Origin of the sequence: Phascolarctobacterium faecium (assembly GCF_003945365.1) — a bacterium.
Taxonomy (GTDB): Bacteria; Bacillota; Negativicutes; order Acidaminococcales; family Acidaminococcaceae; genus Phascolarctobacterium; species Phascolarctobacterium faecium.
Map to the genome: position 1 here is coordinate 1,693,653 of NZ_AP019004.1, position 24,097 is coordinate 1,717,749.

The 24,097-nt window shown below is 46.4% G+C and carries 18 protein-coding genes and 1 riboswitch; of the genes, 1 reads left to right on the forward strand and 17 read right to left on the reverse strand.

Going from position 1 to position 24,097, the window contains the following annotated elements; all coding sequences use genetic code 11:
* Position 1: 1 nt before the first annotated feature.
* From PFJ30894_RS08300 to dapB, 10 genes are all read right to left on the reverse strand, one after another.
* Positions 2-361, reverse strand: a complete 360-nt coding sequence (locus PFJ30894_RS08300) for a DUF3870 domain-containing protein (protein WP_021718516.1) — start codon at positions 359-361, stop codon at positions 2-4.
* Positions 342-1,190: an Asp23/Gls24 family envelope stress response protein gene (locus PFJ30894_RS08305; protein WP_021718517.1), complete on the reverse strand. Its 849-nt coding sequence runs from the start codon at positions 1,188-1,190 to the stop codon at positions 342-344. The genes PFJ30894_RS08300 and PFJ30894_RS08305 overlap by 20 nt, the downstream gene beginning before the upstream one ends.
* Before the next feature lie 27 nt (positions 1,191-1,217).
* Complete coding sequence (locus PFJ30894_RS08310; RefSeq protein ID WP_113076964.1) at positions 1,218-2,036, reverse strand: PHP domain-containing protein; 819 nt, start codon at positions 2,034-2,036, stop codon at positions 1,218-1,220.
* 1 nt (position 2,037) lies between these two features.
* Positions 2,038-3,543, reverse strand: coding sequence for a leucyl aminopeptidase (locus PFJ30894_RS08315; RefSeq protein ID WP_125669541.1), 1,506 nt, complete (start codon positions 3,541-3,543; stop codon positions 2,038-2,040).
* A 28-nt stretch (positions 3,544-3,571) separates the two neighbouring features.
* Positions 3,572-4,864, reverse strand: a complete 1,293-nt coding sequence (locus PFJ30894_RS08320; protein ID WP_125669542.1) for an SH3 domain-containing protein — start codon at positions 4,862-4,864, stop codon at positions 3,572-3,574.
* Between the two features lie 221 nt (positions 4,865-5,085).
* Complete coding sequence (locus PFJ30894_RS08325; protein WP_021718521.1) at positions 5,086-5,487, reverse strand: CGGC domain-containing protein; 402 nt, start codon at positions 5,485-5,487, stop codon at positions 5,086-5,088.
* A complete protein-coding gene (gene dapA, locus PFJ30894_RS08330; RefSeq protein ID WP_113076961.1) occupies positions 5,487-6,383 on the reverse strand; it encodes a 4-hydroxy-tetrahydrodipicolinate synthase in 897 nt (298 codons plus the stop codon). Before dapA ends, PFJ30894_RS08325 begins: the two co-directional genes overlap by 1 nt.
* Positions 6,384-6,397: 14 nt before the next feature.
* On the reverse strand, positions 6,398-7,615 hold the full coding sequence (dapG, locus tag PFJ30894_RS08335) for an aspartate kinase (RefSeq protein ID WP_125669543.1): 1,218 nt from the start codon (positions 7,613-7,615) through the stop codon (positions 6,398-6,400).
* Between the two features lie 21 nt (positions 7,616-7,636).
* Complete coding sequence (locus PFJ30894_RS08340) at positions 7,637-8,668, reverse strand: aspartate-semialdehyde dehydrogenase (protein WP_125669544.1); 1,032 nt, start codon at positions 8,666-8,668, stop codon at positions 7,637-7,639.
* A 23-nt stretch (positions 8,669-8,691) separates the two neighbouring features.
* Positions 8,692-9,474 carry a 4-hydroxy-tetrahydrodipicolinate reductase gene (gene dapB / locus PFJ30894_RS08345; RefSeq protein WP_125669545.1) on the reverse strand — a complete coding sequence of 261 codons (783 nt, stop codon included), beginning with the start codon at positions 9,472-9,474 and terminating at the stop codon, positions 8,692-8,694.
* Positions 9,475-9,562: 88 nt separating this feature from the next.
* Positions 9,563-9,725, reverse strand: a riboswitch (Lysine riboswitch).
* A gap of 276 nt (positions 9,726-10,001) precedes the next feature.
* On the opposite strand from dapB, the gene PFJ30894_RS08350 reads away from it, so the two are divergent.
* On the forward strand, positions 10,002-11,336 hold the full coding sequence (locus tag PFJ30894_RS08350) for an MATE family efflux transporter (RefSeq protein ID WP_113076957.1): 1,335 nt from the start codon (positions 10,002-10,004) through the stop codon (positions 11,334-11,336).
* A 180-nt stretch (positions 11,337-11,516) separates the two neighbouring features.
* Here PFJ30894_RS08350 and PFJ30894_RS08355 read toward each other — a convergent pair whose 3' ends face one another.
* From PFJ30894_RS08355 to PFJ30894_RS08385, 7 genes are all read right to left on the reverse strand, one after another.
* Positions 11,517-15,230: an autotransporter outer membrane beta-barrel domain-containing protein gene (locus PFJ30894_RS08355; protein WP_167457048.1), complete on the reverse strand. Its 3,714-nt coding sequence runs from the start codon at positions 15,228-15,230 to the stop codon at positions 11,517-11,519.
* Positions 15,231-15,254: 24 nt separating this feature from the next.
* Complete coding sequence (locus PFJ30894_RS08360) at positions 15,255-16,178, reverse strand: glycosyltransferase family 8 protein (RefSeq protein WP_125669547.1); 924 nt, start codon at positions 16,176-16,178, stop codon at positions 15,255-15,257.
* 152 nt (positions 16,179-16,330) lie between these two features.
* Positions 16,331-16,720, reverse strand: coding sequence for a helix-turn-helix domain-containing protein (locus PFJ30894_RS08365; protein WP_125669548.1), 390 nt, complete (start codon positions 16,718-16,720; stop codon positions 16,331-16,333).
* Positions 16,721-17,129: 409 nt separating this feature from the next.
* Entirely contained in the window at positions 17,130-17,582 is a 453-nt protein-coding gene (locus PFJ30894_RS08370) for a dCTP deaminase/dUTPase family protein (RefSeq protein WP_113076953.1), read from the reverse strand.
* 60 nt (positions 17,583-17,642) lie between these two features.
* Positions 17,643-19,730 carry a polyribonucleotide nucleotidyltransferase gene (locus tag PFJ30894_RS08375; RefSeq protein WP_113076952.1) on the reverse strand — a complete coding sequence of 696 codons (2,088 nt, stop codon included), beginning with the start codon at positions 19,728-19,730 and terminating at the stop codon, positions 17,643-17,645.
* A gap of 183 nt (positions 19,731-19,913) precedes the next feature.
* On the reverse strand, positions 19,914-20,936 hold the full coding sequence (locus tag PFJ30894_RS08380) for an aldo/keto reductase (protein WP_113076951.1): 1,023 nt from the start codon (positions 20,934-20,936) through the stop codon (positions 19,914-19,916).
* Between the two features lie 109 nt (positions 20,937-21,045).
* Positions 21,046-23,970 carry an insulinase family protein gene (locus PFJ30894_RS08385; protein WP_125669549.1) on the reverse strand — a complete coding sequence of 975 codons (2,925 nt, stop codon included), beginning with the start codon at positions 23,968-23,970 and terminating at the stop codon, positions 21,046-21,048.
* Between the last annotated feature and the right edge of the window lie 127 nt (positions 23,971-24,097).

The window sequence follows — 24,097 nt, forward strand, 5'->3', positions numbered from 1 at the left end:
TTCAGATAAATTTGTCACTGCCTTCGGCGCTTTCCCCGTTTTTAAAGCTGCGGTATTTGTCATAAATTATCCGCATAGCCGTTGCAACGGCTTTTTTAGCACTGCCCTGATATTGACGTTCTAAAATATTCTGCAGCTCTTCGTGCCCATTGGAAAGATTGTAACCAATAAGGCACTGCGCAATATATTGCCGTGCCAGTTCAGTCGCCAGTGTGCAGTCTGCCTTTACGATAAGTCCGCTCTTCATATCTACAACCACAATCACGCCTATTACCTTATACATTTCCGCAGCTGTAATTCCTACCGGTAATTTTGCATACCCCGAAAAAAGTACTCTTTCATTACTTTGTTCGTTTAACATAAAAATCCTCCTGTTTTTTTACCGACAAGCTGCGGACGGAAACATTGATTGTTTTGACCTGCATTGCCGTCATATATTCTACTTTTTCTTTTATTTTGTGTTGGAACAATTTTGTTACTTCAAAAATCTTAACGCCGTAATACAATACGACATCGACATAAATGCTGATGCCTTTCGTTTCGGCACGCCTGCGCACTTTGATGCCTGTTACTTTATCAATGCCCATCATTTTTTCGGCGATGAGATTGATAATGTCATAAATAGCGTAATCGGAAATCAACAGCTTGCCATAATAGCTGAACGCCGGTCTGACGATCGAACGGTCTTCCCCGCTTTTCTTCCTTTGCTTGGAAAATAAATTATATGGTAAATCAGCAAAATAACCTGTAAAATGCGGCTTCAACTCGACAGTCGGTACCGGAACAATATGCTTGCCGTCGCGCAGCCGGGCCTGTTTCGCCTTTTTGATCTCCTGCTTGGACGCAATCTGCTGAATATAAACGGTCTTTTCAGGCTCAGGTAACTCCAAACGCTTAACTATTTTCTCTATCATATTGTCGGAAGTTGCCAAAATCAGAAGCCGCCGGACGTCATTACCTGCCAAAGCCTGACGCACTGCTTCTGCATGATCTTCTTCAGTAAAAATAGCGCGCTTGACCGCCTGTATTCTATTCGTTTCATTTTTAGCAGAAGTTCCGGCTAATATTTTGGTTCCTTTGATAAGTAATCCGTCATCAATAATAGCATCACAATTATTTTTATGGGCAATACCTATTGCTCGATGACTTTTACCAGTACCGCTGGGACCTACAAAAGCTACTACTTTCATAAAGGCCTCCGCAAATCCGACTTAAATTTATTGTTTATATTCTATCACATTTTTGACATTTGTATATAAAACTTCAAAAATTCCTAATTGCTCAGGAAAACGCCCGCTCACTCCGTGAAAATCTGAACCGCCAGAAACCAGCAAATCAAAATTCTGCGCCAGCTCCAGCCAGTATTTCTGCTCATTTATATCTGCGGAAGGATGATAGACTTCGATACCGTCAAATTTTACATTCTTCATCAAACAGTTCACCAGCGGCTTATCCTCCAACTCACTTGGATGCGCGAGCACCGCCAGGCCTCCTGCCTGGTGCAGCAGCTCTACGGCCTCCTCCGGCGATAATTTAGGCTGCGGTTCATAACCGGGCCTGCCTCTCTTTAAAAGCACGTCAAAGGCTTCCTGCACCGTAGCAAAATACCCTTTGGCAACTAAAGCTTTAGCCACATGGGGACGTCCGACTGCTCTGTTGTCAGGATCACATTCGGCCACCTCGACATAATAGCCCAGAGCAGCTATTTTCTTAAGAATCTTCTGCAGCCTGAGTTCGCGCGCATGGCGCATTTCATGCATTTTCGTCAGCAAACGCTCATTACTGATATCAATATGATATCCTAAAATATGTACGCTGGCTTCACCGGCCTGAGTACCAAGCTCTACGCCTCTGATGATGCGGGGAGCGTTTTTTATATTTACAGCAGCGGCTTCTGCCTGAACAATGCCATTTACAGAATCATGATCAGTCAAAGCCAGTACGCCTATTTTAGCAGCAGCTGCCGCTTCTACCAGCTTTGCCGGAGTATAAGTTCCATCTGAACTTGTGCTATGAGTATGCAGATCTACTAACATTTTACATTTCCTGCGCCAGCTTAATCAAAGTGCTGACGCCAAATCCGGTACCACCCTTAACTTTAAAACCCGCAGTTTTAGCAGCGGTAGAAGTACCGCCGATATCAATATGGGCCCAGGGTATCCCTGCTTCGACAAATTCACCGATAAACAATCCGCCGCTGATACAGCTGGCTTCACGTCCGGCACTGTTGAGCAGGTCGGCAACATCACTTTTCAACGCTTCCTTGCATTCCGGCAGCGCAGGCAGCTGCCAGTAGCTTTCGCCTGCTTTTTTACCAGCTTCGATAATCTGTCTGATCAAAACATCATCGTTGCCGACAACACCAGCTGTTTCTGTCCCCAAAGCAACAATAACGCCGCCAGTCAGCGTTGCTATATCAACTACCTTGGCTGCGCCCTGCTTGCAGGCGTACCAGACCGAATCCGCCAAGACCATACGTCCTTCGGCATCTGTTGAAATAACCTCGATCGTTTTACCGTTAGCTGCTTTTACAACATCTCCGGGACGCTGAGCGCTGCCGGAAGGCATATTTTCAGCACAGGCAATGATCCCCATCACATTGCAGGGTATTTTCAGTGCGGCAATAGCCCTTAACGCGCCTAAAACTGCACCAGCACCAGCCATATCGTCTTTCATCTCACCCATATTGTCACTGGGCTTGATCGAAATACCTCCGCTGTCAAAAGTAATACCCTTACCGACATAAGCAGTATAAGGCGCAGCACCTGCTCCATTATATTTGATTGTAACCAGACACGGAGGATGGATAGAGCCCTGCCCTACAGCCAGTAAAGCATGCATGCCCATCGCTTCCATCATTGTTACGTCTAAAATTTCAAATTCCATATCATATTCCAGAGCCAATGCTTCTGCTTCTTCAGCCATAACGCTTGGAGTCACTAAATTGCCGGGCCGGTTGACCAGATCGCGTGTATAACAAACCGCATCTGCCACAACCTCAGCTTCTGCAAGCACCCGTTCAGCATCAGGAATACCGGAAATAATAGAAAAATCAAGTTCCGGTTTAGCTTCAGGTTTACCCTTACATTCCGTAAATTGATACCCTCCCAAAACCAGCCCCTCTGCCAAAGCAGCTAAGTAATGGACCCTTGCCGGATTAGAAAGAATCGGTGCCACAACAGCAGTCTGCTTTATTTTGGCAGCAATTAGAGCCCTGGCAGCACTGCCTGCAGCTTTACGTAGATTGTTCGGCTTGCATTCATCACCTTTGCCAAAGCCGGCAACAATAACTCTCTGCAACCTTCCATCCTGCGCTATAACAAGATCAGTCAAGCTTCCTGCTGCTGTCAAATCTTCATTTTTTTCAGCCAGCCCATTGACAGCCTGCACTATATTAGCTGGAATATTCATTTTTGTTAAGTACGGCAGACATTCCCTGCACAAAAACAAGGTAACAGACTCCGCATTAACTATACTTTCTTCTTCAAAACCATCTATCACTGATTTTACTAACTCTTTTGCTGTTTCCTGATCTAAATCCATAATACTGCTCCTTTATACTTTTTTATTTTTATCTGAAAGTTACACAGGTAGTCAACTCATCCAAATAGGTGTTGCCATTTGATTTCTGCAGATTCAAATCACTGACAACGACCTTCATTACACTATGACGCGTACCGCCCGTATAATGGCTGCCCAGAGAATGAATAGCATAGGGAATCTCGTTGGAGGAACCGAGATACAACATCACGTGTCCGTCCATATGCAGTGTAGAACCAGGAGTTAAACCTTTTATGACATTGGCACGCTGAGCACTGCTCATATTGCCCATTTTTTTATGAATACCAGCGCTTGTTTCCTGCTCGTCAGCATTGCGCGGCAGAAAAATACCTACTGTACGGTAAGCATTACTGATAAAACTGGAACAATCGACGCTTTGCTGCAGTCCGCCCCAACCGTATACAGAATCGTAAAATTTAAAAGCGCTGCGGATAATATTATTAGTCGTATAAGGCAGATAACCTTCGTGCAGCGAAGCATTGGCAGCCAAAACTACCTTCTCTTCCTGCAGCTTGCCCTCTTTAGTCCTGACAGGAACCTTCACCGTATAAGCAGATGCTTTTTTATCAGCCAGCTGCAAACGAGCGCCCTGCTGAAATAAAACCTGAGCTCCGTCCGCCTTTAATGTGTAATCCTTAGCAACTACGGTCAGAAAATTCTTAGGCTCCGCATAACGCAACCAGGTACTGCGGTCAGTTTCGGCAACATCAAATTTAGACAGCCAGCCACGGTAATTATACGCTTGCACATAATAAAAATAACCGTTAGTACTGGTATGCAAAATAGCGACAGCCTCGCCCGGATCCAAAGCGGTTTCCTGCAAAGCATCAAAATTACGGTCACTGGCATAAAAAAACAAACCTTCACCTGTCGGCAGATTACGCAGATTAGCACGCCTTACAGTAACGCCATAACGCACAGTGACCTCAGCCGGTATTGCCGCCGCATTAGTTTGCGAACGCAGAATATTTTTATAATTATCACTGACGAGCTTACCTTCCCGGTACAGTTCATCACTCAAATCTGTATGCGTATTGACATAAGTTGCTACCGTTTTACCGCTCAGGGTTTTAGGATAAGCGGCCATATCATAAACTGTCGGCGATGCGGCAATGATCTTTTTATTGAAAGCCTCTACGCCCGCCGCATTTAGCACTACTTTATCACCGTCGGCATTATGTTCCGTCCAGTAGGCCGGGCTGATAAATTTTTCATAAGCAGTAATACCTGCTGCCTCCACAGGTCCTTTAGGCATCAGCAATATCATCAGCATCATACACAAAAATAAAATTTTTTTAATCACAAAAAACTACCTCCTAAACCAATCTTCACAAATATTATTGCCGACAAGACCGGTATATTTGCCGGCATTCTCCGCGGCCTCAGCCTGTTTGCTGAATCTGACAGCTTTAAGCGTCTTATTTAATTCGATAATTATTAAATTCTGTACCGAGGGTAAAAATCCTGCCCCAAACACAGAAAAACTACCGTAGTTTTATAATAAAACTACGGTAGCAGCAAGCATTAAAAAGCTTCGTAAATGCCGTCCTGACGTTTTTTCTCTGCAGTTTTGGAAATATACGAACCAAAAATAACAGGGTAACCTTTACGTTCTACGATTGTCTTGATGTAGTCTCTATGTGGACAAGGCGGACGGTGATAATTGTCTGATACGACGCACGATGCTAAATGTACCACAACATCCCTGCGATCATCACCCCAGCGTTTAAGTTTACGGTTCAAATCTTCGATTTTTCCGGCTACACCAGCACCACAGCAGCCGCCGCAGGTAATCGTCATATATTTGGTATCGGCATCATAACCGGTAAATCTGCCGCTGCGCTCATAAAACGATTTCATGCAGGCATAACCAACGCATTTTTTCTGCACGATGTCACACTGAATTATCACTACTAATTTCGCCATTATTTTACAAGGCCGTATTCTTGGAGAACGGCGACCATTTTTGCTTTATTTGCCGGTTCCATCGGGGTCAGCGGCAGACGCGGCTGACCTGCATCAATGCCAGTAACGAGCGTTACCGCAGCTTTTACCGGGATAGGATTGGTTTCGATAAACATAGCGTTTGCCAACGGCACCATTCTGGCATTCAATTTTGCAGCTTCGCGTACGCGGCCGTCTTCATAAGCCTGCATAACGTCCTGCAAGATACCGCCGCCAATATTGCTGAGCACAGAAATAAGCCCGGTCGCGCCGACAGACATAAACGGAAGAATCAGTCCGTCGTCACCGCTGTAGATCGTAAACTCTTCCGGCAGAACCGAATAAAGCTCGGCAACCTGAGCAACATTGCCTGCGGCTTCTTTGATCGCAACAATATTCTCAAAATCAGCAGCCAGACGTGCTACTATTGCCGGAGAGATATTGGAAGCTGTACGTCCCGGAACATTATAAACAATGATAGGCAATCCTGTACTTTGCGCTACAGCTGCAAAATGCTGGTAAAACCCTTCCTGTGTCGGCTTGTTGTAATACGGACCAACTATCAAAGCGCCATCGACACCCATTGCCTCGGCCATTTTCGTCATTTTGACAGAATCAGCAGTGTTATTAGAACCTGTACCAGCAATAACAGGCACGCGTTTATTGATACGATTAACAACTACGCGGAACAATTCCAGTTTTTCCTCCGCACTCATAGTAGCAGCCTCGCCGGTAGAGCCTGCTACGACCAAGCCGTCAGAGCCATTATTGATAAGCCATTCAGCCAGATCAGCCGCCTTTTCATAATTGACGCTGCCATCAGCATTAAAAGGAGTGACCATAGCGGTCAAAAGTCTGCCAAAATAAGGATTTTTCATTACTTACACCTCGCTTATAATTTAAACGCTTTATGAAGCGCCTTCACAGCATCGATCAGATGTTCCTGTTTGATTATCGCGGAGATAGTCGTATCAGAATCCACAGTCTGCAGGATGCTTATTTTGCAGCCGGTAAGCGCTGCAACAAAATTAGCCATAACACCGGGTACGCCGCGCATCGCCGAACCGACAACCGAAACCTTGGCACAATCCTCGGTTAAAGTATATTCAAAATCTGTACCATTTAAAACTTTATTTGTATGTTCCACATCATCGGCAAAAACCGCAAACATAGCATTGCTCTCGGATAAATTCAAACAGCCGACGCTGATACCGGCATCAGCCAGATCCTCAAACAGCTTGCGGCCGCTGGCGATATCCTCAGGATTGAGCGCAACCCGGAACTGAGCCAGATCGGTCAGATGAGTTACACCGCTGGCCAGCCTGCGCTCATTGATAGAAGTATCCTCTTCCGTTTCTGCACAATCATTTGTAATGAGTGTGCCGGGAGCATCGCTGAACGTAGATTTTACGATCAGCGGTATATTTTTCTTCATTGCGATCTCTACTGCGCGCGGATGGATAACCTTTGCGCCCTGATGCGCCATTTGACAAACTTCGCCGTAGGAGATCTGCTTCAATATCGAAGCCTCTTTTACCAAACGCGGATCCGCTGTCATAATGCCTTCGACATCAGTATAAATCTCGACACATTCAGCATGCAAAGCGGTGCCTATTGCAGCAGCCGTAGTATCACTGCCGCCGCGGCCCAAAGTAGTAAACTTGCCGTTATTTTCCGTCATGCCCTGAAACCCGCAGACAATAGGAATAACGCCTGATTCCAATAAATGATGCAAATTGCTGACATTGATATTTTTGATCCGTGCCGCACCAAACTGAGAATCCGTAATAATCCCGGCCTGACCGCCCGTAAGCGCCATAGCATTGATCCCGAATTTCTGCAGCGTCGCTGCCATAACGCAGGCTGCCATGATCTCGCCGCAGCACATCATCATATCCAGTTCGCGCACGTTGACTGAAAGATTCGTTTCCTTCAGTACCTTGATCAGGGTATCGGTAGCGTAAGGTTCTCCTTTGCGTCCCATCGCAGAAACAACTACAACCGGAGCAAAACCGCTGCGTACGGCTTTCTGCACCTTATCCTTAACAGCGATGCGCGCTTCCTGTGAAGCAACGGAAGTACCGCCGAACTTTTGCACTAAAATTTTCATGAACTGTGTCGCTCTCCTATCTTAGATCCAGCCGTTTTTGATCATCGTTTCGGCGATCTGTAAAGTATTCAGCGCAGCGCCTTTACGGATCTGATCGCCGACGACCCACATATTATAAGACTTCTCACATGATTCGTCCCTGCGCAGACGTCCTACATAAACATCGTCTTTTTCGGAAGTATATAACGGCATCGGATATTCCTGCTTAGAAGGATCATCCTGAACAGTAACGCCCGGGAATTTTGCCAGCGCTTCGCGCATAGCCCCCAGATCGACTTCTTTTTCCAGCTCGATATTTACAGACTCGGAATGACTGCGGTAAACAGGTACGCGGATCGTAGTAGCAGTGATCCGCATTTCATAATCCTCCATAATTTTTTTCGTTTCATTGACCATCTTCATTTCTTCCTTAGTATAAAGATTATCGCAGAAAACATCTATTTGAGGAATCAGATTAAAAGCAATAGGATAATGCTTCTCAGCGCTGGCGGAAGGAAGGATATTCGCAGTCATTTCCCTGCCCTCACTATGATCCCGCACCTGAGCGTCAAGCTCGTCGATACCTTCTTTGCCGGCACCGGAAACAGCCTGATAAGTAGACACGATGACACGCTTTATTTTTGCCAGGTCATAAATAGGTTTTAAAGCCATAACCATAATAATAGTAGAACAGTTTGGGTTGGCGATAATACCTTTATGCTTCAAAATAGCCTGCGGATTGACCTCCGGCACTACCAACGGTACCTCAGGGTCCATACGAAAAGCACTGGAATTATCAATGACCACCGCGCCGGCTTTCACCGCATGCGGAGCGAAATCTTTAGAAATGGAACCGCCTGCAAACAAAGCGATATCTATACCTTTAAAGGAATCGAAAGTAGCTTCTTCAACAGTGTAGGTTTTACCCATAAAAGCTATTTCTTTACCGGCGCTGCGTTTAGAAGCCAGCAGGCGTAATTCGGAAAACGGAAAGTTTCTTTCCTCGATAAGTTTCAAAAACTCGGCTCCTACCGCTCCGGTAGCGCCTAAAATAGCCACATTATATTTTTTCATCTGCTTCCCCTCCATAAATTTTATTATAACAGCTTATCCAAGCCATAAGTCAAACCAACTTTATCCATCATCTTGCGGCAGCCAAGCATCACACCGGGCATATAACATTCACGGTTGACCGGTTCGTTGCTGATGCGGAGAGTTTCGCCCTGACTTCCGAAAATGACCTCCTGAGAAGCAACATATCCGGGTAAACGCACGCTGTGGATCTTCATACCTTTATAATCAGCGCCGCGGGCACCTGCCAGCAACTCTTTTTCTTCCGGATGTCCCTGGTGCATTTCCTGACGCACCTCGGCGATTTGCTGGGCTGTAATAACCGCAGTCCCTGAAGGAGCGTCAAGCTTTTTATCATGGTGACGTTCAATGATCTCAACATTAGGAAAATATTTTGCTGCCTCGCAGGCCAGCTTGATCATCAATATTGCCCCCAAAGCAAAATTAGGAGCGATCAGAATACCTGTATTATTAGCTTTAGCCAACTCATCCAGCTCTGCCAGATCAGCCTCGCTGAAGCCTGTTGTACCAACAACCGCACGAACTCCTGCCGACAGCACTGTGCGCAGTGATGCCATTACTACATCAGGACGGGTAAAATCAACAACTACATCAGGCTTTACTACCATCAGTTTGGCTTTAAGATCAGTAGCTACTGCCATCTGATTACCGTTTTTAACCTGAATCATTTTATCGGCGCCGAAAGCATCGACTGCGGCAACAAGCTCCATATCCTCCTGTTCAAGAACAGTTTTCACGACCTCGCTGCCCATACGTCCCAAAGCGCCATTAACTAAAACCTTAATCATTAATTTCACACTCCTTATAAAAATCAAAAACCGTTGAGAGCAATACTCAACGGTCAACAGCATTGTTACATACAAATATAATCTGCATAGTTGAGATAGCCCTCCGCCTGTAAGGCGACAGTCCGGCGGTTTTTTACCGACGGCCCAGCATAACCGCATGGCTGCCGTTATACTTCGGCGGTTACCCTTTCCTTCGTTTCAGCGATCCCTCTCCGCGAAGTACTCTTGCTTTCCGCTCCTCTATCTAATAATATTCTATTGGATTTATTATATCTCTGCGCTATACACTTGTCAAACAAAAACGTTAAATTTCTTTAAAATATAACATTTTTTACTTTTTTTGTAACTAAAGGCGATTTAAGGCCTCTATCACGATTTAAAATCCGGGAAACAAATTTTTTCCCAAACTCCTCAAAGCTCCTCCAATCTCCTTCAATCTCCTCAATATTCCTCATTTGCTTTAATATTACCGCTAAGGTAGGATATAGATACAGGAACTTGCGCAAGTTTCGGAAAGGGTGTCCCAAATGTACAGCAAAATAAATGTAAAACAAAGTTTCTCGGACTTCATCTTATATATTTTCCCGTCCGTAGTTACAATGGTCCTGGTATCGTTCTATTCAGCGATCGACAGCTGGTTCCTGGCACAATACGTATCAACTAACGCCATGGCCGCTATCAATATCGTCTTGCCTTACTCAAACCTTATCTGGGGTCTGGCCGTCATGTTTACCTGCGGCTCCTGTGCCCTGGTCGGCATTAAGCTGGGCGAAGGCAAACGCAGCTTAGCCAATACCTACTTCACCTCAATGTTCTGGTTCCTGACGGGATTTACGGCAATTTTTGCAATCGTCGCTTACTTTAATATGGACCGTATTATTTATTCTCTGGGTTCTACAGCGCTGCTGTTTGAAGATTGTAAAACTTACCTTAAATATATGATTTTAGGTACGCCGATCCTGGCGGTCAAGCTGTTCCTCGAATATTATATCCGTCTGGACGGCAGACCTGCCTATTCTCTGGTAATGTCCTTAACAGGCTTTATCCTCAACATCGTCTTAGACTATTATACGATCGTTGTTTTAGGCTGGGGTGTTTTCGGCGCCTCGATCTCTACGATCACCTCGATTGCCATCTCCACGCTGATGGGTCTGGTTTATTTTAAACTCTACGAAACAAACCTGAAATTTACCAAATTCCACTGGAACAAATGGTACTTTATCAAGTCCAGCTTCAACGGCGCCGGCGAAATGCTCACCGAGCTTTCCTCGGGTATCGTAACGATTTTCTTTAATATCGCCATTATCAAATTTGCCGGCGAGGATGGCGTTGCGGCTATGGCCGTCAACATCAACATCTTCTACTTCCTCATCAGCATCTATCTTGGTATAGCAACAGGCGCACAGCCGGTTATCAGCTATGCCTACGGCGCGCAAAACAAAAAACGCCTGGGCGAGATCATCGATCACTGTAAAAAAGCCATTCTTTTTGGCTCCCTGGCGGTCTTCACCTTAGCCCGTTTTTACGGCGCCAACATCATCTCCTGGTACATCGGCGATAACCAGCAGGTCATTGATTTAGCAGTACACGGTTTCAGGATGTTCTCCTACTGCTTTATCTTCCTGGGCTTCAATATCTTTATCGCTGGCTTCTATACCGCTATAGGTAACGGACTGATCGCAGGCATCATCTCGCTGCTGCGTTCGCTGATATTCGTACTGGCAGCCTTATTTACCCTGCCTTCACTGATAGGCATCAACGGCATCTGGCTCTCTGTACCTTTCGCAGAACTGGCAACAATGGCGATTTCGATAGTCTTTTATCTGATGTTCGTCAACAGCTACTTCAAAAAGCTGGTGTAATAAGCAATAAAACTCAATCGTCCGCAAAACTCTGCCCTCATAGGCAGAGTTTTTTGTTTTTCTTCACTGCAACGAGATATAGTCAGAAAAACAACGACGATACAGAAATAATATCCATACCGCCATTGTTTTTCTGTATGCTGTTAAAGTTTTATATAGCCTTTTTATTTTGTAAATCTGCTAGAACGTGAATCTCAACCCGGCGTTAAACTGCCAGTCGGTACGAACCGTACTATTTAAAGTTTTCAGCGCATCAAAATACAAATTGCTGTTTTTGGCAATGCCCAAATTTGCGCCCAACCCGATTTCATACCAGCTCCCAGTCAGGTCGCCTGTCTGCATAGCCAAACTTTTAATGCCATAATATCCTGTTGAACCGCCGTTGCCGCCGAAGTCGTGCAGCAGTGATGCTTTGACATAGGCATTGCTCGGGCGCCCGCCAATGCTAAACTCTTTACCACCCAAGAAGCCTAAGCGTACAATAGCGCTGTTAACTCCATCCTGCCGGATGCTGACACCATTAGACGTTGTATAATCAACTCTACTAATATGGCCCAGGCTAAGTTCGGCCTGCGGTTCTACGAACCAGCCTGCGTTCAGGTCCTGTCTGTAGCCGTATTCGGCGCTGATACCGTAAGCCCATGTATCATAATCGGCTTTGGCGGCATTGCCGCTTAAATCGACCAGTTTAAAGTCATTAGTCAGCTTGCTGCCGCGGGCGATAACATCCAGATAATGTCCCTTGCTGCCCAGCCAGCTGCCATACAGGCCCACTCCTGTGCTGCTCAGATCACCGCTGCCTGCCGTATAGCCGGCGTTGCTGTCGATGCGGTTGACGGCGATACCTGTATAAAGCTTACCGCCTTTGTAGTCCTGCACTTTGTCTATACCGCCCTGAAAGCCTGTGTAATCCTGACTGAAACTACTGTCATAATTACTGTCAGCACTCAGCTCACCGCGATAGTAGCGGGCCCAGACGCCGCCTTTTCCCGCTTCGGTACCACTGCGCAGCTCACCCATACGTTTCATAACGTTGTTGCCTTCGATCCGCCAAACATTGCGCAATGCCAAACTCGCGTCATTACTGATAATCATCGTATCAGACGGTCCAATATCTTTGTTCAAATCGATTTTACTTATCCGAACCTCTGTATCATCAACTACTACAGTCGGTGTTGCCGAAAAACGAGAAAGCGGGTCATCCATTATACTTTCCTTCCCAACGAAATTACCCAGTGTCTGACCGTTCAGGTCAGCAACACTCAAAACTACAACATTACTGCCGCTGATACTATCAGCACTGCTGCCGTCAAAAGCTTTGTCATAACCAACAGTAATGTATTGTTCTTCCATACTGCTGCCAGATGCCAGCTTAGCAAAATTAAATCTGTCCGATTTGTTATTTGCCAGGTCTGTCGTTACCCTAAATGCATTACTGCCTGACAGCTGCAGGGTGCCGCCGGTAACCTTCCTGTCGGAACTGGTACCGCTGAAGCCAAGGGTAGCATTGTTCAAAGATGTCAGTACATTATTATCCGGTGTTGAAGCTCCGTCACTGGTATTCAGCTCGGCATTACTGCCAAATAGAACTGTACCTTTATCGGCATAAACTGCGTAGGCTTCGTTAGTCACACTACCAGCGGCAGCTTTAGCACCGCTCTTGATAGTGTCGCCGCTTTTCGCACTCAAATCGATTACCGCCCCCTGATTGGCATACACACCATAAGCTTTCGCTTCTTTTCCAGCGGCTCCGTCACTGCCTGATGTAGCGACACCACTATCATAACCATCATTAGAACTAGTAGCTCCTGCACCGCCAGCACCAGCAACAGCTTCTGCACTAATCTTATCTGCAACGATCACAGTACGGCTGCTGCCACTGCCAAAAACACCGTAAGCATTGGCACTGCCGCCATCACCGCCGTCACCGCCTGCGCCGCCAGTGCCGCCGTTAGCACTGATCGTAATTTTAGCCACTGTTACGCCGGCACTGCCGCCGCTGTTACTGACGCCATAGGCAGCAGCAGCCCCGCCCTTGCCGCCGGTTACTCCAGCCCCGGTAGCATTTACAAAACCACTGCGAGGTTTTTGGCTGGTACCACCGGTAGCCTGCACTGTAATTTCAGCCACTGTCAAATTTTCTGCTAATCCGCCTAAAACATTGATACCGTAAGCGGCCGCAGCTCCACTGTCTGCGCCAGCGCCGCTGATCGTACTATAGGTGCTCAATCCCGCGCCGCCAGCACCACCGGTAGCAGTTATTTCCAGCTTCTGTACATCTGCCGTCAGGCTGCCGTCCGTATTTTGTAAGCCGATAGCTGTCGCCTCGCCGCCTTCGCCGCTTACCCTTTCGGCAGCTAATATTGCCGCATCAGCCTCTGATACGTTTTCTAGTCTATAAGCACTAGTGCCGCCACTGCCACCAATGGCCGTGATCTTGATATCTTTAGCTGTAACATTACTGCTGCCGCCCCGGTTATCAATGCCGGCGGCCAATGCCTCGCCGCCTTTGCCTGCAGCAGACTGCACCGCTCCTGTCGCTGTCAGTAAACCTTCACTTTCCAGTTCTAGCCAGTTTAACTTGCCACCGTTACCGGCAGTAGCTTTAATGTCAATTGCCTCCGCAACATTCAGCTGTACTGCTCCGCCTGTACTGCTGATACCGGCTGCATAAACAGCTCCGCCGGCACCGCCGTTGCCACTGATCCTGTTTACAACATCGCTGCTGTCATTACCATTCTTATTCGTAAGTTCAATTTTTATTGTTTTTATGTTACCGTCGGTCCGTCCACCTTCGGCATTGACGCCAAATGCAGTGATCTTTCCGGTATTGCCGGTCTTGCCGGCTGCAGCCGCTGAATTACCGGTACCAGCACCTATACCACCGACGCCGCCATTTATATAGTTACCACTGTATGTTACGTTATCGATGGTTATGTTTTGCAAGTCTAAATGAGCTATCCCGCCGTTTACATCAACGCCGTAAGCATAGGCATTGCCACCGTTGCCTACGTCAACACCTTTACCAGTACTGACCTCTGTCCTTGTGCCGCTGCCATCTGCACCGAGAACCTTATCAAACACTATATCTCCGGTCAGCTTTGCGCTTACCTCGCCGCCATTGACCTGGATACCATAAGCTGCTGCATCACCGCCATCAGACAATTTAGTTCTTTCTGTCGCGATTACATCAACATTTAAATTATAAACTTCACTATCAGCGATAACCTTGATCTTACCGGCAGTAAAATCAACAGTACCGCTGTCCACCTTAAGGCCTACTGCCATCGCTTCGCTATGTTTGTCTCCAGCTATATCCGTTCTACCACCTATTCCCGGAGTATGATAAGTCATTCCAGCTTTTACAGTGATATCAGCCGCTGTAATAGTAAGATCATGCTTAAGCTCGAGCCCGTAAGCCGCTGCCGCACCGCTAACGCCGGACGTTCCCTGGTAAGCGCTGCCATTCGCTCCTGCGTAAGCACTTACTGCTATATCTCCTGTTGTGACGCTGCTCAGAGTTCCGTCTATCGTTACTTTAGCGATAGCGTCGCCGCCTTTAGCCCCCTGCTTTACTGTTGGGTAGTCGGCATTATCCTCACCACCCTTGCCGCCAGTCGCTTTAATTGAGATGAGCTGACCGGAAAGATCGCTCGTGTTGATCACTCCGGTATAACTTAGATCTTCACCATCAGTAATGCCTCCACCTCCACCGTCATCATAATCATTGCCGGCAGTTCCGCTTTCCGTAAAAGTACCGCCGGTAGTAATTTCTTTTATTTTTTCTGCGGCATACACCTCGTTGACGACTATATTGATGCCGCTGGAATAGACGATCGACATCGCCATCAGGGTATGGGCTATTTTCTTGGCTAAACCTGCTTTACGAGACATTTGCATACTTCCTTCCCAAATTCATCATTCATATTTGTCTTTCAAAAAATATTTTAATAAGGCTTCGTAATACGACGCCGATTCGGCATATTTACCCTGCTTATACAGCAGCCGCGCTGTCATCATCACCGTCTGAACACTTTTGCCGTCAACAGGCCGCAGATCGCTCCACAGTGATTTTTTAACGTACTCCCAGTACAATTCTTTGGCGCCACTGTCCATATAATAGATATGCCACGGCTTGATATAATCGATATAATGCACCAGCACTACATCCAGTTCCTCGTTCAGTGTCGTGTTGTTGATGACGATACCGTTATAAATTTTCGGCAGTTCGGTAAACCAGCCATCGATAACGCCGTTGAGTGCGTCCTGGTCGCCCCAGAGTATTTTGGTGTTGCCTACCTGTTCCAGCCATCGGAACAGCTTCTGCGTCAGCTTTTGCTGCCGCCACTTTACAAGATCCATCAACAGCACGCCGGAATTAAAATAGCGGCCATTCTTCAAACCGATACGTCCGCAGCTTTTGGCTTCACCCCAGTCACGTACAGCTCCTAAAACTCTGCCCTGCAGATCGGTATGCCACAACGGCAGGATGTCGTCTTTGCAGATGATGTCGGCATCCAGATAGATAAGCCGTTTAACTGATTTTGGCAGCATTTCGGCAAACAGATAGCGATAATACATCGCCTGCGTGATATGCCCCGGCGGTACGATAAAGGTCATCCCCTCAGTGCTGGTGATCTGGTAAAAGTGCAGTGTCAGGTTACGGTATAACTGTTCCGTCTTTTTTAATCTGTCCATATCCTCCGGCAATAATTCGTCATAGACGATATGTATGATAAGTTCGTTAGCGATATTGTTATGCACCAGCGAGGTGATGATGATCCCGGCGAATCTGCCGAAGTTTTTGTCGATCCCAAAACCGATATGTATTTGTTCTGCCACTTTGCGCCTCCTTTCTTTCCCAGTTCAGTCTTTTTCGGTCTTTGCTGCTTTTGTTCTGCCGCGACGCCCCTTAGAAAAACTTGTTTATATCCTCGCAGTTATTACTGCGGAGCTGGGTATTGAGAGTTTTTATCCAAACTGTAAAAATGCCTTCAGCGGCCCTTACTCAGCTGCAGCAGTTTCAGCAGCAGGCGCACTTCCTCCAGCGAGTACTGATCCTGTTCGTCAGTTTCTGCGGCGGCAGTTTCAGTAACACGCTCACTTTTTGCACCCGCCGCCTGTTCGTCAGCCTCGGCATCATGTGCCTGTGCCCATTCAGCCGCCGCTTTTCTGTCCAGAAGTGTTTCCAGCGTGCAGCCCAAAACATTGGCGCTGCGTACCAGCAGCTTTAGGCTGACCTGCACATTGTTATGCTCGATATTACTCAGATGGGTCTGACTGATGCCGATACGTTCGGCAAACTGCTGCTGGTTGAACTGACAGGCACCGCGCAGCAGGCGGATATTACTGCCGATACGCGGCAGCCAGCTTTCATCGTACATACTTCACCTCAGCCATCAAAAACATTAGTGTTTTAGTTTGAAATTTCTAAACTAAAACGTTTCTTATTTTGTTTTACATCAAAAACTTTGTCAAAAGTAATAGTTATAGTTATTATAGCACTTGTGTACCCCCCCCGCAAGACACTTACTTTGAGCCTGTATAACCCGTCTGCTAGTCTTGCCCGGCGCATTACGCCAAAGGCTTTAAAACTGTCGGCATCTGCGCGTTTTTTAAGGCATAAAAAAACCGCCAGCCGAAGCAAGCGGAAATAATTATTTTAAATTTTTTGTTGATATAGCATAATTCTCTGCTCTTAATATATAAAGGGGATTTTAGAAAACAAAAAACACAGGCTTGCTAGCCTGTGTTTTTTTATGTTTTTAAAGATATTATACAGCGATCAAATCATTAGGACTTGGTACTGCCAAAACCGCCGCCGCGAACAGCTTTGTCAATATCGGCATCTCCGTCTGCTACAAGATATTTATAAAAGATGCCTTGGGCCACACGCTCATTTTTGGCAAGCGCTACAGGTTCAGTCCCCATATTAAGCAACGCCAGCATGATATGGCCCTCGTTATCTGCATTATTATAATAGTCGGCATCAATGATGCCCTGATTATTAACAAGAGAAATATGCTTTTTTACGGCGATGCTGGAACGGATATGCACGCCTAAATATTCGTCATCCTGCATATAGGCCTTGATACCAGTCGGTACCAGCTGCAATTTTCCTGGCAGCAGTTCTATATCTTCCGGCAGACAGATATCATAGCCTGCAGATTTCTGTGTTTTACGCTCCGGCATCGAAAACTCGACCGCAGCATATTTAGTGATTTTTTCAAAGCCTCTTACTTTCATAGTACACCTCGCTTATAAAAAATCCCGCCGAAGGAATCAGCGGGATCTTAAATTTCTTGCTTATTTTTCCAAACCGTTAGCCAAAACAGCTTTGCGGGAAAGGTTGATGCGACCTTTTTGGTCGATCTCGGTTACTTTGACAACGATTTCATCGCCAACAGAAACCACATCTTCAACCTTGCCTACACGTTCGGTAGAAAGTTGGGAAATATGGACCAGACCCTCTTTACCCGGCAGGATCTCGACAAAAGCGCCGAAATTCATAAGGCGGGTAACTTTACCGGTATAAACCTTGCCAACTTCAGCATCAGCAACGATACCGTGGATCATATCAATAGCTTTAGCAGCAGACTCGCTGTTTACTGCAGCGATGAAAACCTTACCGCTATCGTCGATATCGATTTTAGCACCGGTTTCTTCAACGATTTTTTTGATCATTTTGCCGCCGGGGCCGATTACTTTGCTGATTTTTTCAGGATCTACGCTGATCGTAGTGATTTTCGGAGCATATTGAGACAGCTCTTTGCGCGGTTCGGAAATGCATTCCATCATGATACCCATGATATGATCGCGGCCGCGTTTAGCCTGTGCCAAAGCCTGGGTGAAGATATCTTTATTGATACCGTCGATTTTGATATCCATCTGGATTGCAGTGATACCTTTATCAGTACCGGCAACTTTAAAGTCCATATCGCCCAAGGCATCTTCCAGACCCTGGATATCGGTGAGGATAGTGAAATATTCGCCGTCCTTGACCAGACCCATGGCTACGCCTGCTACAGGTGCTTTGATAGGTACGCCTGCATCCATCAAAGACAGGGTGCTGGCGCAGACGCTGCCCATAGAGGAAGAACCGTTAGATTCCAGAGTTTCGGAAACCAGACGGATAGCATACGGGAATTCGTCTTCGGAAGGAATGACCGGCAGTAAAGCACGTTCTGCCAAAGCGCCGTGACCGATCTCACGACGTCCGGGACTGCGCATGGGTTTGGTTTCACCAACGCTGTACGGAGGGAAATTATAATGATGGATATAACGTTTAGTATCTTCTACTCCCAAACCGTCAAGGATCTGTGCTTCACGCAGCGGAGCGAGTGCCAGAACGTTGAGGATCTGAGTTTGGCCGCGGGTAAAGAGCGCACTGCCATGCGGACGTGCAAGCAGGCCTACTTCGCAGGTAACAGGACGTACTTCATCCAGCTGACGTCCGTCAGGACGGATCTTATCAACGGAAATAGTACGGCGAACGATCTTTTTCACCAGCTTTTGCGTGATGTAAGCTACGTCTTTTGCATTATCAGGATATTTTTCAATGAAAACTTCTGCGATTTCAGCTTTTACCTTAGCAACGTTTTCTTCACGCTCTAATTTATTAGCATCCATCAAAGCTTCTTTCAGTTTATCTGCGCCATAGGCTTCGATCTCGGCAGCGATTTCAGCAGGAGGTTCATAAACAGGAACTTCCATTTTAGGTTTACCGACTTCAGCCATGATTTTTTCCTGGAAGGCTACCAGCTCTTTAATAACGCCGTGGGCAAACCAGATAGCGTCAAGCATTGTTTCTTCAGAAACTTCTTTCGCACCGGCCTCAACCATCAAAATAGCGTCTTTAGTACCGGCAACAGCCAGGTTCAGCAGGCTGACCTTAGCCTGTTCCACAGTAGGATTGATAACAAATTCACCATCGACAAGACCAACGCGTACACCTGCGATCGGGCCTTCGAAGGGGATATCGGAAATAGATAAAGCGCAGGAAGCGCCGATCATTGCCGGCATATCCGGAGCATTATCAGGGTCAACAGATACAGCAGTAGCTACTATCTGCACATCATTATGATACCCGTCAGGGAACATCGGACGGATCGGACGGTCGATCAGACGGCTGGTCAAAATGGCCTGCTCGCCGGGACGACCTTCACGTTTGATAAAGCCGCCGGGGATTTTACCGACAGCGTACATTTTTTCTTCAAAATCTACAGTCAACGGAAAGAAGTCTACTCCTTCCCTGGGTGTTTTTGTACCAGTTACCGCAACAACTACTGCGGTATCACCATAACGAACCAATACGGCTCCATTTGCCTGCTTAGCGATCTTACCGATTTCCATGGTAAGCGTTCTGCCGCCAAGCTCCATACTGTAAGTATGCATTCTTCTGCCTCCTCTAAGTTTTCACAATTTAGGTTACCTGATTGTATTCGCCATAAATTGCGTTTCTCCTTTTACTTTTTTAAATTTTCTTAAAAAATCTTTACTGTAACTCCCTGCTTTTTCTGTAGACAAAACTATATAAAAAAGCACAGGCACTAAGCCTGCGCTTTTAAGCAGTTTGCTTCAGATCATCTTTCCCGCTAATATTTCTCGATAATCCTGATAGTTTTCTTCCAGCAGTCTGGGAGTATCCAGGCCATAAGGGCATTTTGCCTTACATTTACCGCAGTGCAGGCAGTCTTCGATCTTTTTCATCATAGCCTGGGCCTTGTCAGTAAGCTGCGCTGCCTGCGGTGCTCTCCTGATCATCAGCGACATTCTGGCACAGGAATTGATCTCTATTCCTACCGGACAAGGCATACAATAGCCGCAGCCACGGCAGAAACTGCCGATCAGCTCCTGCCGGTCTTTATTGATTACTGTCTGCAGCTCTGCTGTCAGAAGCGGTGGGCAGTCGATATAGTTCAAAAATTCATCCAGTTCATTTTCACGCTGCACACCCCAAATAGGCAGTACATGATCAAATTGCGCCAAATAAGCATAAGCGGCTGCAGAATTATTTATCAGCCCTCCCGCCAGTGCCTTCATGGCAATAAAGCCCATGCCGTGAGCAGCACATGCACGGACAAGCTCCAGTTCCTTCTCAGTCGTCAGATAACTGAAAGGAAACTGCAGCGTTGCATACAAGTCAGATTCTATGGCCTCGCCGGCTACTGCCAAACGATGGTTAGTAATGCCGATGAAACGGATCTTCCCCTGTTCCCTGGCCTGCTGCATCGCTTCATACAAGCCGCTGCCGTCACCCGGTTTAGGGCAAAAGGCAGGATTATGAAATTGATAAATATCTATATAATCAGTTTGCAGCAGGCGCAGACTGGTTTCCAGGTCATTCCAGAATCCTGCTGCTGTAACAGACGGTGTTTTAGTCGCAATAAATACCTGCTCGCGGATACCCTTTAGCGCGACGCCAAGCTTTGCTTCACTGTCCGTATAACTACGGGCCGTATCAAAAAAATTTATACCTCGTTCAAACGCCCTGCGCACCAATTTTACTGCGTCGTCCTGCGGTATCCTCTGGATCGGCAGTGCGCCAAAACCGTTTTTATTGACAGTGATCCCTGTTTTGCCCAAGCTAACTTCAGTCATCGTAACGCCCCATTTCTCACTCGATTTCTACTACAAATATAGCATAGAAATAAATAAAAGTCGAACAAAGCGCCGCAGCTCTATGTTCGACTTCACTTTTGAACCAGCTTTAAATATGCTGAGTTTTAGTAAAAATATTTTTATTAGCTTCGATACTTTGGCTGCTGCCCACAACACACAAATACTTCTCGCTTAGTGTATCCCTGATCAGCGGCGCCAGCTTCTGCAGGTCGGCATTCGTCAGGTCTATGATCTCACTGCGCATTTGCTGCCGCATTGCCGTATCTACCTGTTTTAGATGATAAACTCCAGCCTGCTCCAAACGCATGGAGTTGGTCAGAGGCGTATCCAGACCGCTGATCGTGCCGATGATGTATTTTGTCAGCTCACGTTCCGAGAGCTCCAGTTTTTCGAGCCAGGACGGCATATCATAATATGCCTGCAGCGATTCTTTCAGCTTCGGATCACGGTAGGAAGCAAAAAACATGGTCCCGTTACGGTCAAAACGCGCCGTCGCACCGTAAGCGCCGCCCTGTACCCTGATTTTAGTCCACAGATATTCGTAACGCAGGATAATTTCCAGTACCTTCATTGCGCCGTGGAACTGATAGCCAAATTTGTGAAAATCACCGCCGGCAGCAACATATTGTACCTTGCCGGGTGTCATGATCCCTTCATTTTCTCCCGGCGCCTCTAAAAACTGCGGTGTTTTACCGGCAACAGCTGACTGCGGCAGTAAAGCTGCAAAATTCAGAGCCTGCTCTAAAACCAGCATCCGTTCGCTTTCTTCACAGGAATAAGCCAGAAGATATTTGCTGCTTTCAAAGAAAATACCCAACAGCTGCCTTAATTTTGCTAAGGTATCCTCTGCCCTGCCAGCAAAGTCGGCTGACAGCTCTTTTAAAAATTCGTAATAGCTGAATTGATCCTGTTCATTGACTCGGGCTGCCGTTGAAAAATATGAAGCCAGACGGGTACAGGCTACAGTCTGCCCCCGAGAGAAGAAGCTGCTGTCCCAATCTGTTTTTACTTCGTCTAAAATTTCCTGCAGCCGTTTGGCGTCGTCTATTTTACTGCCAAGCGCAACTGCCTGCAGAATGTCGAACAATTTATCCAGATTAGCTGTCAGCGCTTTAGCCTGAACGGTGAACTTGATCGTATAATCGTTAGCGTCGTCGGCAGCTGAGTAAGCATGCATCTGGAAAGAAACACCGCCGGTATATTTGTTAGAGGCCGTGGCCAGCTCCTGATAGGTATACTTGTCGGTATTAAATTTTCCAAGCACATCACTGAGCAGATAACAGTAAGGCAACAGATCTTTATCAATACCTGTCAAATCAAAATACCAGTTCAGATAAGCTATTTTATTGGTAAAAGCCGGTACATATAAGATATCGTTTGTTCCCAGCTGTTTCAAAACAGTTTCTGTAACTTCTACTTCACGTCTGATATCGCTGCGTTCCAACAGCGGGATCGTTTCCAGCGCCTCGGCAGTATCAGCTGCAGCCTGGCGTTTGTGCAGTTCGCTGCACAGTTCGATATTTTGGGCGATAGTTTCAGTATCCATCGACGCTTTGAGCGCAGCCATTTTTTCTGCCAGTACTTCCTGCTCCCGTTCCTCTTTCCCCTGCTCAGGATCCAGAGTCACTATAACCTTATGGGTATTATCCAGCAGATAATTTTCAATCAGCTGCTCATAATAACGTGTTTTGATACCTTCGCGCAGCTGCTGTAAAGCCTCAGTATAGCGCAGACCTGCTAAAGGATCTCCGTCATACAGCCAGGAATCCATCACGCTGATACCATAAATCAAGCCTTTGGGATAAGCGCCGAAATCAGCTTCCCGCAGCTTAAATTCCAAATAATTGAGATGTGCCTCTAACAGCTCTTTATCGATGCCGTTGATCGTCAGCTGCTGCAGCGTGTGATAAATAATACTGATAAATTTATCGCGCTGTTCCGGTTTGGAACCGGCGGCTTTAATCGAAAAGATCGGCTGGCGGTAGCTTCCGGCATAAGAGCCGCTAATGTCTTTGGCAACACCGGATTGCAGCAACGCCAGACGCAGCGGCGCCGAATTGCCTTCCAGCAGAACACTTTCCAATACTCTTAATGCCATCGAGGTTTTAACATCACGTGCATCACCAGTAACTATATGCAGTTCGTGATAAGTTTTATCTTCGGTAGCTTCGTCAGCTCCAACCGGATAAGTGCCAAGAACTTCCTGCGTTCTGGCAAAAGCATTCTGCAGAGGTATTTCCGAGTTCACTGCGCTGGTGCGTTTAAAGCCGCTCAAATATTCGTCGTTCAGATACTGCAGTGTTGTTTCGATATCCATATCGCCATACAGATAAATAAATGAATTTTCAGGGCTGTAATAAGTGGTATGGAAATGCTCGAAAGCTTCCTGAGTCAATTCTGGGATAGCATCCGGATGGCCGCCGGATTCAAAGCTGTACGGCGTGTCGGGGAACAATGCCTTCATTGCCTCATAGTCAAGCAAAGCATCAGCAGAAGAAAATACGCCCTTCATTTCATTATAGACGACCCCGTTATAGCTCAAAGCGTCCGTCGGTTCCTCAATATTATAATGCCAGCCCTCTTGGCGCAGGGTATAGGGATTTTCATAAATCAGCGGATAAAAAACAGCGTCCAGATAAACATCCATCAGATTTTGAAAATCTTTGGCGTTGCGGCTGGCAACCGGATACATAGTCTTATCAGGATAAGTCATTGCGTTCAGAAAAGTATTCATTGAACCTTTAACCAGTTCTACAAATGGCTCTTTTAAGCGATACTTGCGCGAACCGCACAACACTGAATGCTCTAAAATATGCGCCACACCTGTATCATCATACGGTGGCGTCCTGAAGCTGATCGAAAAAACCTTATTATCATCATTGTTACCTAAATATAAAAGTCTGGCACCGCTGTAAGTGTGCTCCATCACATATGCTTCTGACTGAATCTCGTCGATATAAGCAGCCTGCCTGATCACAAAGCCGCTGTATTGTTTATTTACGTCTAATTTCATTTTTGCCTCCGAATATTTAACATTTGTCATTATTTTATCACAAATCGTCCACACCAACTAAAAAATCTTTGTGACAACTTGTCAAAATAAAATATTTTCTTTATAATAAACTTAGCGACGTTAGATT